Source organism: uncultured Stenotrophomonas sp. (genome assembly GCF_913778665.1).
Lineage (GTDB): Bacteria > Pseudomonadota > Gammaproteobacteria > Xanthomonadales > Xanthomonadaceae > Stenotrophomonas.
The window spans coordinates 75,400-87,839 of record NZ_CAJYVQ010000001.1; the positions used below are offsets into that span (position 1 = coordinate 75,400).

The 12,440-nt window shown below is 68.2% G+C and carries 10 protein-coding genes; 6 read left to right on the forward strand and 4 right to left on the reverse strand.

The genetic code is table 11. The features are described 5' to 3' along the window. Nucleotides 1-22: 22 nt before the first annotated feature. A complete protein-coding gene (locus QZ853_RS00425; RefSeq protein ID WP_295569845.1) occupies nucleotides 23-1,393 on the reverse strand; it encodes a formimidoylglutamate deiminase in 1,371 nt (456 codons plus the stop codon). 67 nt (nucleotides 1,394-1,460) lie between these two features. On the opposite strand from QZ853_RS00425, the gene hutI reads away from it, so the two are divergent. The 5 genes from hutI to QZ853_RS00450 all read left to right on the forward strand — a co-directional run bounded on the left by hutI (nucleotide 1,461) and on the right by QZ853_RS00450 (nucleotide 9,067). Next, nucleotides 1,461-2,684: an imidazolonepropionase gene (gene hutI / locus QZ853_RS00430; RefSeq protein ID WP_295569848.1), complete on the forward strand. Its 1,224-nt coding sequence runs from the start codon at nucleotides 1,461-1,463 to the stop codon at nucleotides 2,682-2,684. After that, on the forward strand, nucleotides 2,681-4,222 hold the full coding sequence (hutH, locus tag QZ853_RS00435) for a histidine ammonia-lyase (protein ID WP_295569850.1): 1,542 nt from the start codon (nucleotides 2,681-2,683) through the stop codon (nucleotides 4,220-4,222). The genes hutI and hutH overlap by 4 nt, the downstream gene beginning before the upstream one ends. Continuing rightward, nucleotides 4,219-5,073, forward strand: a complete 855-nt coding sequence (gene hutG / locus QZ853_RS00440) for an N-formylglutamate deformylase (RefSeq protein WP_295569852.1) — start codon at nucleotides 4,219-4,221, stop codon at nucleotides 5,071-5,073. Before hutH ends, hutG begins: the two co-directional genes overlap by 4 nt. Next, on the forward strand, nucleotides 5,070-6,737 hold the full coding sequence (gene hutU, locus QZ853_RS00445) for a urocanate hydratase (protein WP_295569854.1): 1,668 nt from the start codon (nucleotides 5,070-5,072) through the stop codon (nucleotides 6,735-6,737). The genes hutG and hutU overlap by 4 nt, the downstream gene beginning before the upstream one ends. A 221-nt stretch (nucleotides 6,738-6,958) precedes the next feature. Further along, on the forward strand, nucleotides 6,959-9,067 hold the full coding sequence (locus QZ853_RS00450; RefSeq protein WP_295569856.1) for a TonB-dependent receptor: 2,109 nt from the start codon (nucleotides 6,959-6,961) through the stop codon (nucleotides 9,065-9,067). A 17-nt stretch (nucleotides 9,068-9,084) separates the two neighbouring features. Here QZ853_RS00450 and QZ853_RS00455 read toward each other — a convergent pair whose 3' ends face one another. Both QZ853_RS00455 and QZ853_RS00460 read right to left on the reverse strand, forming a co-directional pair. Continuing rightward, a complete protein-coding gene (locus QZ853_RS00455) occupies nucleotides 9,085-9,864 on the reverse strand; it encodes a hypothetical protein (protein WP_295569858.1) in 780 nt (259 codons plus the stop codon). A 213-nt stretch (nucleotides 9,865-10,077) separates the two neighbouring features. Continuing rightward, complete coding sequence (locus QZ853_RS00460; RefSeq protein WP_295569860.1) at nucleotides 10,078-10,653, reverse strand: TetR/AcrR family transcriptional regulator; 576 nt, start codon at nucleotides 10,651-10,653, stop codon at nucleotides 10,078-10,080. A gap of 69 nt (nucleotides 10,654-10,722) precedes the next feature. Between QZ853_RS00460 and QZ853_RS00465 the strand changes: the two genes are divergently transcribed. Further along, on the forward strand, nucleotides 10,723-11,268 hold the full coding sequence (locus QZ853_RS00465) for a thioesterase family protein (RefSeq protein ID WP_295569862.1): 546 nt from the start codon (nucleotides 10,723-10,725) through the stop codon (nucleotides 11,266-11,268). Between the two features lie 6 nt (nucleotides 11,269-11,274). Here the strand turns inward: QZ853_RS00465 and QZ853_RS00470 are convergent, their stop codons facing one another. Then, complete coding sequence (locus QZ853_RS00470) at nucleotides 11,275-12,405, reverse strand: agmatine deiminase family protein (RefSeq protein WP_295569864.1); 1,131 nt, start codon at nucleotides 12,403-12,405, stop codon at nucleotides 11,275-11,277. Nucleotides 12,406-12,440: the final 35 nt, after the last annotated feature.

The following is a 12,440-nucleotide window of genomic DNA, read 5'->3' on the forward strand; positions in this document are numbered from 1 at the left end:
GGATCTCGGTGGCGGGAGGCGATCAGCCCAGCACGCTCTTCAGGGCGGCGGCAAAGGCAGTAGTAATTGCCTCGCGCTGCAGGTGGCGGCCTTCGGCCACGCATTGGCGGCCATGCCGCCAGACTGATCGCAGCGCGCCATTACGTGCGGCGAACACCCAGCTGTCAAGCCATGCGTCATCCTGTCGCGCCCGAAGCGCGGGGTGCGCGGCGTCCAGTTCAACCAGATCGGCGCTGGGGCCGACCTGCAGCCCGGCAGCCACACCCAGCGCTTGCGCGCCGCCGTGCAGTGCACCTTCAAACAGGAAACGACCGGTGCTGCGGCGGGCATCCGGGGCCAGCACGTTGCGCCCGCGCAGGGTCAGGCGCTGGCCGTATTCAAGCAGGCGCAGCTCTTCGGTGGCATCGATCAGCACGTTGGAATCGGAGCCAACGCCGAAGCGGCCGCCCTCGCGCGCGAAAGGCTGCATCGGGAACAGGCCGTCGCCCAGGTTGGCTTCGGTGATCGGGCACAGCCCGGCCACAGCGCGGCTGGCCACGATGGCCGCGCGCTCGTCATCGGTGATGTGGGTGGCGTGCACCAGGCACCAGCGCGCATCCACCGGTGCATGGTTGTACAGCCACTGCACCGGGCGCTGGCCGCTCCAGGCCAGGCAGGCCTCGACTTCGCGCACCTGCTCGGCGATATGGATATGCACCGGGCCGTCGGTGAGCGGCAGCAGCGCGCCCAGCTCCTCGCCAGTAACCGCGCGCAGGCTGTGCGGGGCGATGCCCAGCACCGCATCGGGCAGCGCGGCCAACGCTGGCTTCACCGCGTCAAGCAGCTGCGCGAAGCCCTCGACATCGTGGATCAGGCGGCGCTGCGCTGCATTCGGCGGCGCGCCACCGAAATCGGCGTGGGCGTAGAACACCGGCAGCAGGGTCAGGCCAATGCCGGTCTGCGCGGCGGCGGCAGCGATGCGCGTGCTCATCTCGGCACGATCGGCATACGGTTGGCCGTCGGCATCGTGGTGCAGGTAATGGAACTCGCCGACGCGGGTGAAGCCACTTTCCAGCATTTCCATGTAGGCCTGGGCGGCGATGGCCTGCACCGCGTCCGGTCGCAGATGGGCCAGGAAGCGGTACATCAGCTCGCGCCAGCTCCAGAAGCTGTCACCGTCGCCGCCGCCGATCTCGGTCAGGCCGGCCATGCCGCGCTGGAACGCGTGGCTGTGCAGGTTGGGCAGGCCCGGCACCAGCAAGCCAACGCGGGTATCACCGTCCTGCGCGCCCTGCCCGGTGCTGATCGCGGCGATGCGGCCGTCCTGCACCTGCAGGCGGACATCACGGGCCCAGCCCTCGGCCAGCAGGGCGTGGGCGGCATGGAAGCAGTGCGGGGAACGCGAATCGGACATGGCTGGACAACCCGAAATGGACGCCTATATTGTATAGACATATAAGCACAGCCGCGTTGTGGATGCCATGCACGTCGATACCCTCTGGTCCAACGTCCACCTGATCACCCTCGATGGCGAGGGCCTGGGTGTCATCCGCGATGGCGTACTGGCCTGCACCGAGGGACGCATCGTCCACGTCGGCGCCGCCGGCAGCGATGCGCACCTGCAGCCGACCACCCGCATCGACGGTGAAGGGCGCTGGATCTCGCCGGGCCTGATCGACTGCCACACCCACCTGGTCTACGCGGGCAACCGCGCCAACGAATTCGAGCAGCGCCTGCAGGGCGTCAGCTACGCCGAGATCGCCCGCGCCGGCGGTGGCATCGTCTCCACCGTGCGTGCCACCCGCGCCGCCACACCCGAGCAGCTGGCCAGCGAAAGCCGCCCGCGCCTGCTGGCGATGCGCGCCGAAGGCGTGACCACGATCGAGATCAAGTCCGGCTACGGCCTGACCCTGGCCGACGAGCGCAAGCAACTGCAGGTGGCGCGCGCACTGGGCGAGGAATGCCGGGTCAACGTGGTCACCACCTTCCTCGGCGCGCACGCGATTCCGCCGGGTCGCGAGGCGCAGGAATACACCGACGAGGTGTGCAACGTGATGATTCCGGCCATCGCCGCCGAGGGCCTGGCCGAAGCGGTAGACGTGTTCTGCGAGAACATCGCGTTCTCGCCCGCACAGGCATGGCAGGTGTTCGAAGCGGCGCGCGCGAACGGGCTGGCGGTGAAGATCCACGCCGAGCAACTGAGCAACCAGCACGGCGCAGAACTGGCCGCCGGCTTCGGTGCGCTCTCCGCCGACCATATCGAACATCTGGATGACGCCGGCATCGCCGCGATGGCCGCTGCCGGCACCGTCGCCGTGCTGCTGCCCGGCGCCTTCTATTTCACGCGCGATACCACCCTTCCGCCGATTGCCGCATTGCGCGCGGCCGGGGTGCCGCTGGCGCTGGCCACCGACAGCAACCCCGGCACCTCGCCGCTGACCAGCCCACTGCTGGCGATGAACATGGGCGCCACTCTGTTCCGCCTGACCGTGGACGAGTGCATCGCCGGCTTCACCCGTGAAGCGGCGCGTGCGCTGGGCCATGGTGAGCGCATCGGCCGCCTGGCCGTCGGCATGGACTGCGACCTGGCGATCTGGGACATCGACGCCCCCGCCGACCTGGTCTATCGCATTGGATTCAATCCGCTGCACGCGCGCGTGGTGCGCGGTCAGCCCGACCTGCCTGCCTCCTGGAGCAACACATGAGCAACACCCTGGTTCTTCGCCCCGGCCATGTCACTCTCGCCCAGTGGCGGCAGGTCTATCGCGGTGCCCCGCTGTCGCTGGACCCGGCCGCGTTGCCGGCGGTGCGCGCCAGTGCCGCAGCCGTCGCTGCCATCGTCGCCAGGGGCGCGCCGGTGTATGGCATCAACACCGGCTTCGGCAAGCTGGCCAGCATGCGCATCGAGCGCGAGGACCTGGCCACCCTGCAGCGCAATATCGTGCTATCGCACGCTGCCGGGGTGGGCGAGCCGATGCCGGCCAGCGTGGTGCGGCTGATGATGGCGCTGAAGCTGGTCAGCCTGGCGCAGGGCGCTTCCGGCGTGCGCGAGGAGACCCTGCTGCTGCTCGAAGCGATGCTGGTCAAGGGCGTGCTGCCCGTTGTGCCGGCACAGGGTTCGGTCGGCGCCTCGGGCGACCTCGCGCCGCTCTCGCATCTGGCCAGCGTGATGCTGGGCGTCGGCGAAGCGTTCATCGCTGACCAGCGTCTTCCGGCCACCGACGCACTGGCGCGTGCCGGCCTGCAGCCGATCGAACTGGGCGCAAAGGAAGGCTTGGCGCTGCTCAACGGCACCCAGTTCTCCACCGCCTATGCGCTGGCCGGTCTGTTCGAAATCGAAACCGTGTTCCAGGCGGCGCTGGTCACCGGCGCGCTGTCGGTGGAAGCGGCCAAGGGCTCGGACACCCCGTTCGATCCGCGCATCCATGCCATCCGCGGCCAGCGCGGTCAGATCGCCACCGCCGCCACGCTGCGCACCCTGATGCAGGGTTCGGACATCCGCGAATCCCACCGCGACAACGACGTGCGCGTGCAGGATCCGTACTGCCTGCGCTGCCAGCCGCAGGTGATGGGCGCGGCGCTGGACATCCTGCGCCAGGCCGCGACCACCCTGGAAATCGAAGCCAACGGCGTGTCCGACAATCCGCTGGTGTTCACCGATACCGGCGAAGCGCTGTCCGGCGGCAACTTCCACGCCGAGCCGGTGGCCTTCGCTGCTGACATGCTGGCGATGGCGGTGTGCGAGATCGGCTCGATCAGCGAGCGCCGCCTGGCGATGCTGGTGGACCCGGCGCTGTCCGGCCTGCCGGCGTTCCTGACCCCGCGCCCGGGCCTGAATTCCGGCTTCATGATTCCGCAGGTGACCGCCGCCGCGCTGGTCTCGGAAAACAAGCAGCGCGCCTACCCTGCCAGCGTCGATTCGATCCCGACCTCGGCCAACCAGGAAGACCACGTCTCGATGGCCGCGCACGGCGCTCGCCGCCTGATGCAGATGGCCGAGAACGCGGCCAACGTGATCGGCATCGAACTGCTGGCCGCCGCGCAGGGCTGCGACTTCCATGCACCGCTGCGCTCCAGCGCCGCGCTGGAAGCCGTGCGCGCCACCCTGCGTGCGCAGGTGCCGACGCTGGAAGAGGACCGCTACTTCCATCCGGACATGGTGACCGCCACGAATCTGGTGCGCAGCGGCGCGCTGGCGCAGGGCCTAGGAGAGCTGCTGCCCACCGTGGAACCGCAGGCATGAATGCCCTTCCCGAATGGCTGACCGTGCACGAGGGCGATGCCCCGTTGATCGTCAGCTTCCCGCACACCGGCAGCGAACTGCCGCACGACCTGATCGGCCACTACCACTCGGCGTGGCTGGCGCGTCGCGATGCCGACTGGTGGGTGCATGAGCTGTACGACTTCGTGCGCGGCATGGGCGCGACCACGGTGCGTTCGGCGATCTCGCGTTCGGTGATCGACCTCAACCGCGATCCCAGTGGTGTCTCGCTGTACCCGGGCCAGAACACCACCGGCCTGTGCCCGCTGACCACCTTCGACAACCAGCCGCTGTACCACGCCGGGTGCGAGCCGAATGAGGCGGAGATCGCGCGCCGCCGCGACACCTATTTCCTGCCCTACCATGATGCGCTGGCGGCGCAGATCACGCGCCTGCGCGCGAAGTTCGGCACTGTCGTGGTGTACGACGCGCATTCGATCCGCTCGCATATCCCGCACCTGTTCGATGGGGAGCTGCCGCAGTTCAACCTCGGTACCGCCGGGCCGTCCGGCGCGCCCGATACGTCCTGCGACAACGCCTTGAGCGATGTGGTGGAGAACCTGCTGAAGATCAGCGGGATGAGCCAAGTGCGCAACGGCCGTTTCAAGGGCGGCTGGATCACCCGCCACTACAGCAACATCGCCGGCGGCGTACACACGCTGCAGATGGAGCTGGCCTGCCGCGGCTACATGCACGAGCCGCTGCCCGATCAGGTGGACGAACACAGCTGGCCCACCCCGCTCGACCCCGAACACGCCGCACCGCTGCGCCACACCCTGGCGCAGGTGCTCAACGCCTGCCTTGAATTCGCTACGAACCGGAGCGCCGCATGACCCGCAACGACCCGTCCCGCACCATCGCCGCGCCGATCGGCACCACGCTCAACGCCAAGAGCTGGCTGACCGAAGCGCCGCTGCGCATGCTGATGAACAACCTGCACCCGGACGTGGCTGAGCGCCCGCAGGAACTGGTGGTGTACGGCGGCATCGGCCGCGCCGCGCGCGACTGGGAGAGCTTCGATGCCATCGTCGAAACGCTCAAGCGCCTGGACGATGACCAGACCCTGCTCGTGCAGTCGGGCAAGCCGGTGGGCGTGTTCCGCACCCATGCTGATGCGCCGCGCGTGCTGATCGCCAATTCCAATCTGGTGCCGCGCTGGGCCAACTGGGACCATTTCAACGAGCTGGATAAGAAGGGCCTGGCCATGTACGGCCAGATGACCGCCGGCAGCTGGATCTACATCGGCGCACAGGGCATCGTGCAGGGCACCTACGAGACCTTCGTGGAAATGGGCCGCCAGCACTTCGGCGGCGACCTGACCGGCAAATGGCTGTTCACCGGCGGGCTCGGCGGCATGGGTGGCGCCCAGCCGCTGGCCGCCGTGATGGCCGGTGCTTCCTGCCTCGCCGTCGAGTGCCGCAAGAGCAGCATCGACATGCGCCTGCGCACCGGCTACCTGGATACCTGGACCGACAACCTGGACGAAGCGCTGCGCCTGATCGACGAGTCGTGCAAGGCGGGCACACCGAAATCGGTGGGCCTGCTCGGCAATGTGGCCGACGTGCTGGCCGAGCTGCTCAAGCGCGGCGTGAAGCCGGACCTGCTGACCGACCAGACCTCGGCGCATGACCCGGTGAACGGCTACCTGCCGCAGGGCTGGACGGTCGAGCAGTGGGACGACAAGCGTGTATCCGCGCCCAAGGAAGTGGAGAAAGCCGCGCGCGCCTCGATGGCCAACCATATCCGCGCCATGCTCGGCTTCCACGCACTGGGTGTGCCGACCGTGGACTACGGCAACAACCTGCGGCAGATGGCGCTGGAGGAAGGTGTTGAAAATGCCTTCGATTTCCCGGGTTTCGTGCCGGCCTATATCCGCCCGCTGTTCTGCCGCGGCATCGGCCCGTTCCGCTGGGCGGCACTGAGCGGCGATCCGGAAGACATTGCCAAGACCGATGCAAAGGTCAAGGAGCTGATTCCGGACAATCCGCACCTGCACCGCTGGCTGGACATGGCCGCGGAGAAGATCAAGTTCCAGGGCCTGCCGGCACGCATCTGCTGGGTCGGCCTGGGCGACCGTGATCGACTCGGCCTGGCCTTCAACGAGATGGTCGCCAACGGTGAACTGAAAGCGCCGGTGGTGATCGGCCGTGACCATCTGGACAGCGGCAGCGTGGCATCGCCGAACCGCGAAACCGAAGCGATGGCCGATGGTTCCGATGCGGTGTCCGACTGGCCGCTGTTGAACGCCCTGCTCAACACTGCCAGCGGTGCGACCTGGGTGTCGCTGCACCACGGCGGTGGTGTGGGCATGGGGTTCTCGCAGCACGCGGGCATGGTGATCGTCTGTGATGGCACGGACGCAGCGGCGAAGCGGATCGGTCGCGTGCTGTGGAATGACCCGGCGACCGGCGTGATGCGCCATGCCGATGCCGGCTACGAGATCGCGATCGACTGCGCAAAGCAAAAGGGGCTGGATCTGCCGGGGATTCTGGGCTGATCGCAGGGGTGCCGGTCTACGGCCGGCACTACCGCTAGGCACCTGTAGAGCCAGGCCATGCTCGGCTCAATGCGTCCGGGCCCACGATGCCTGACCCGAAGGCAGCCGCGCATGGGCTCGGCTCTACCGGTGCGACAGCCTCCCATACGGCACTCGTGGGTGACGTATTGTCCGCGACCTGTTAACTTGCGCGCCACTTTCGTGGTTTACAGCCTGTCCGCATGTCGCTCTCGTCTTACCGCCCCACCCCGTCGCTGCTGTTCCTGGCCGTCTCCCTCTGCCTTGCCTCCGCCGCCGCCGCGGCCCCCCAGGCCACCACGCTGGATGCGGTGCAGGTCACCGCCGCCGATGCCAGCGCGCAGGCCCGCGAGGCGCTCAAGCGCGTACCCGGCGGCGGCAATGTCATCGACGTCGCCAAGGCCGACAGTCGCCTGTCCAGCACCGCCGATGTGCTGGCCTACCAGCCCGGCATCAGCGCGCAGTCGCCGGGGAATGAGGGCACCAAGGTCTCGATCCGTGGCTCGGGCATCAACCGGGGCCCGGGCGCGCATGCCTCCGGTATTGCAGTTTCGATCGACGGTCTGCCACTGACCGGTCCCGGTGGCACGCCCTATGAACTGCTGGAACCGCTGTGGCTGTCGCGCGTGGAAGTCCTGCGCGGCGCCAACGGCTTCGAGCGCGGCGCGCTGGCGCTGGGCGGTGCCATCGACTACGTCAGTCGCAGCGGCCGTGATTCGGCCGGCGTGCAACTGCACTACGAAGCCGGCAGCCGTGGCTACCAGAAGCGCGCCCTCAGCTGGGGCGGCGTCAGCGGCGATGTCGATTACTTCCTGGCCTACACCGATACCGAATTCGACGGTTACCAGCGCCACGCGCGCGGCGACGGCAAGGGCGCGATGGCGAACGTCGGATGGCAGATCACGCCCGACCTGCAGACACGCTTCTTCGTGCGCTATCGCGAAACCAATCACGAAACACCCGGGCGCCTGACCCGCGACCAGATCCGCAACGATCCGCACGCGGCGAACACGGCCAACCTGGCCATCGATGCCCGTCGCCCACAGCCGGGCAGCACCTGGGTGGGCAATGTCACCGCGCTGCAGATCGACGAGGATTCGTCGCTGCAGGCCGGGCTGGTCTATCACACGTACCCGATGGACTTGAACGAGAGCCTGTACCGGCAGCAGCTGGACTACGCCAACCTCAACGCCACGCTGGACTACCGCCGCCGCCACCGGCTGTTCGGCCTGGACAGCGAAACCACGGTTGGCCTGCGCGTTACCCACGATCTGGACGCCGATGCGCGCGAGTCGCTGCGCTTTGCCAGCAACGGCTATGCCGCCGGTACGCGCACGCGTGACTTCCGCCACCACGGCACCGACAGCACGCTGCACGTCAGCAATACCCTCACCTTCAATGATCGCCTGCGCATGCAGACCGGGCTGGCACTGATCAACACCCGTCGCGACGTGCAGGTAACCTGGCCGAGCAGCGGCGGCCGCCTGCGCGACCACGACTGGGACTACGCACCGCGACTGGGCTTCACTTGGCAGCACAGCGTCCAGACCCAGTGGTTCGGCAACCTCAGCCGCTCGGTGGAGGCGCCGCACCCGTGGTCGATGATCTGGGGCTCGAACCAGTACTTCGGGCCGGGCAATGGCCCGTCCACCGGCCGCCAGCGCGCGCCGGTGCCGATGCAGAACCAGGCGGCCACCACGCTGGAACTGGGCGCGCGCGGTGACGCGGCGCTGGGTCGCTGGGAACTGACCGGCTACTACGCGCACGTCAACCACGAGCTGCTGAGCGTGGAGCTGCAACCGGTACCGAACCTGTTCATCGCCGAGAACAATGCCAGCCCCACCGTGCACCGTGGCATCGAAGCCGGATTGGACAGCACGCTGTGGCAGGCCGCGCCGGGGCGACTGTCCTTGCGCCAGGCGTACACCTTCAGTGATTTCCGTTACCGCCACGACGCGCGCTTCGGCAGCAACCGCCTGCCGGGCCTGCCGCGCCACAGCTACCAGGCCGAGCTGCGCTTCGATCACGCCTCCGGCCTCTATGCTGCGCTGAACACCGAATACGCCTCGCGCATCGCAGTGGACTACGCCAACAGCTACTGGGCCGACAGCCACGTGATCTTCGGCAGCCGCATCGGCTACGAGGCACCCGGTGGCCGCTGGCAGGCCTGGGCGGAGATGCGCAACATCGGCAACCGCCACTACGCCGCCACGGTCACGCCGGGCTATGACGATGCGGGCAAGGATGTGGCGCGCTCGACGCCGGGCGAAGGGCGTGGCGTCTATGTGGGTGTGCGCTGGCGCTTCGATTGAGTCGAGCCACGGCACGGTCACACCCCCCGGAAGACCTCCAGCAGGCTGGCCGCGCCCGGTACCAGCTGCTGGGCCAGCCAGCCCACGATCGCAAAGAACAACAGCAGGCCGAGCAGCGGCCAGATCGTGTGCGTCACGCACACCCGCCACCAGCCCTGCTCCTGCATGCCCTGCATGCGCCGGTACAGGCCACCGGCGATGGCTGCGTCCACCAGCAGCTCGGCCATCAGCACCGGCGCCGACCACACCACCCATACGCTGGCCAGCACGACGGTCGCCACCAGCGCGACGATGCCGAGGATGGCCAGCAACGGCAGGCCCGCTTCGTCTTCAGCCAATCCAGCCAGTGGCAACTCACTCACCTCCGCGCCGCTCGGCGATGCCGAATCACTCCACGACGTCGATGCACCGCCACCGCCGGAGCGCCCCCCCGCGCCGCTCCACGGTGATTCCACGGCACTTCCGCGAGGTGATGGGCTGCCACCGCCCACATCCGGCGACAAGCCATCCAGCACATTGTCCCAGCGCCAGCGGATCCAGATCCACATCAGCAGCAGGAATACGCCGTAGGCCAGCACTACGGCCATCGGGTAGCGAAGCAGCATCGCGTCGATACCGGCCACGCGCAGCAGGTGCGAGGCAAGGAAGCCGGCCGCACCGGTCAGGGCGACGATCAGCGCCATCTGCAATCGCGGCCAGCCGCGCTGCTGCAGGTGCTGCCGCGCGCGCACCACTTCGCTGCCACGGCTGGTCGGCAGTTTGAGCGGGCTGCTGGAAAAGTGGCGGGAACGCTTCATGCGCTCCTCCGGGAACAGGTGACAGCGTGGCCAGCGATCTCGACAACCTGATACAGCATGCGGACATCCTTGCCGGGCACGCGTAAGCGGTGATGGCCGGATTCTACCGCTACGCGGCGCCGCGTCCAGAGCGCGCACAGCATCATCAACCCGGCAGCAGCTGGACCCGCGCGCTCATCCACGCGTGGCGTGGATCTACCTGATAGGGCCGGATCAGGGTGGCGCGGCGGCCTTCAACAACTGCGCGGCCACCTGGTCGAACGGGGAGATGTCCTGCAGCGCGCGGCTCATCGCCACCGCACCTTCCACACTGGCGATCACCAGGCTGGCCAGTCCCGACGCGGTCGCGGGGGCGTGCCCTTCGGCGACGAAGGCGGCGGCCAGATGGCCCTGCCAACGCACGAACACGTCCGCGGCGGCGACGCGCGGCTGGCTGGATGCTGCGTCCACCGGCTCCTCCACGGCAGCGGCCAGCACCGGGCAGCCGGCGCGGAAGCCCGAGCGCAGCAGGCGTTCGCGCCACAGCGCCAGGAACTGCTGCAGGCCCTGCACCGCACCACCCGCCAGCAGCTCCACCAGCAGCGCTTCGACCTTGTCACCGGCCATATGCGTGGCACGCGCCAGCAGTTCCTGCTTGCCACCGGGAAAGTGGTGGTAGGTCGAGCCCAATGGCGCTTCGGCCAGCTTGGTCACCTCGCGGATGCTGGTGGCGTTGAGCCCGACACGCGCAAGCATCTGTGCCGCAGCGTCGATCACGCGTTGAGGCGCATCAGAGGATCGGGGGCTCACGGCAGTCTCCTTGCCAGGACAGTCGTCATAGATTAGCGTACCGGCGATCCTATAACAGTCGTCATAACCATGAATCTCTGGTTCCGCCTGCTCCATCTGCTGCTGTGCAGCCTGTTCCGGCCGAAGCTGGAGGCCCCGTTCGGGGTCTCGCGGCTGCAGTTCCGGGTGCTGCCCAACGACCTGGACAGCAACCTGCACATGACCAACGGCCGCTACTGGAACATCTTCGACCTGGGCCGGCTGGACCTGATCCTGCGCATGGGCCTGGGCCGGGTGGCGCTGCGCGAGAAGTGGGCGCCGATCGTCGGCGCCGGCACCATCCAGTTCCGCCGCGAACTGAAGCCGTTCCAGCGCTTCACCCTGGAAACCCGCCTGGTCGGCTGGGTCGGCTCGCGCGGCATCATGGAGCAGCGCGTGCTGATCGGCCCCGAGCAGAAGATCGCCACCCGCGCGCTGCTGGTCACCGGCATCTACGACCGCCGCGCGCGCCAATTCCTCGGCATGCCGAAGATGATGGAAGCCATCGGCGTGGTCGCGCCGCCGTCACCGCCGCTCAGCGCCGCCGCCGAAGCGCTGCTGGCAGCGGATGCGGCGCTGAAGCGGGATGACGCCTGAGCCGCATCAGACCCTGGGCATGTTCTTGGTCACGCAATGGATGCCGCCACCGCCGCCGGCGATCGCATCGATGTCCACCTGCTCGATCACCCGGCCCGGGTACAGGTCTTCCAGCAGCTCGCGGCAGTAACCATCGGCGGTATCGTCACCGAACTGCGGCGCGACCACCGCGCCGTTGATCGACAGATAGTTGATGTAACCCATCGCCAGGTCATCGTTGTCGCGGGTATGCACGTTGTCACGGCCGTCCAGTGGCGGCGGCAGCGTGTGCACCTGCAGGCGCCGGCCATCGGCATCGCTGGCCCCACGCAGAATCTCCAGGTGCTCGCGGGTCAGGTCGTAGTCGTAGGACGCCGGATCATTGTCGAGGTTGGCGATCACCACGCCCGGACGCACGAAGCGCGCATAGAAGTCCACGTGTGCGTCGGTGATGTCCTCGCCGGCGATGCCGGGCAGCCAGATCACCTTGCGCAGGCCCAGATGATGCTTCAGCTCGGCCTCGATATCCGCGCGCGACAAGTCCGGATTGCGATTGCGGTTCACCCAGCAGCTCTCGGTGAGGATGGCGGTGCCATGGCCGTCCACTTCGATGCCGCCGCCCTCGCCGGCCAGATCACTTTCCAGCAGCGTTGCGCCGGTCACCTGCGCCAGCCACGGCGCCACCACGCCATCATTGCGCGCACTCTGCTTGCCACCCCAGCCGTTGAAATTGAAATCGACCAGGCCCAACCCGCCCTGGCCGTCGGTGACGAAGCAGCCGCCGTAGTCGCGCACCCAGATGTCATCCAGCGGCACCTCCAGGAACTCAATGTTGTCGCGGCCACAGCGATCCTGCGCCAGCTTCCGCTGTGCCGGGCGGCACAGCACGCTGACCGGCTGGTGGCGGGCGATGGTGCGCGCGAGCCGGGCCACGGCGCTGTTTACTGCATCGGCCTGCGCCCCCCACACCCGCGGCTGCGCAGCGAAGGCCAGGAACACGCGCTCCTGTGGTCCGTGCTCGTCGGGCATGCGCCAGGCGCCCGCGGCCGGCACCGCCGCAGATGTGCGCCCCGGCAGACCGGCCAGGCCGAGGGCGGCCAGGCCACCGAGGCCGGCTGCGCCCGCCAGCTGGGTGAGGAAGTGACGACGGGTATGCATGACGGGCTCCAGACCCAGCGAGGGGGTAGAACCAT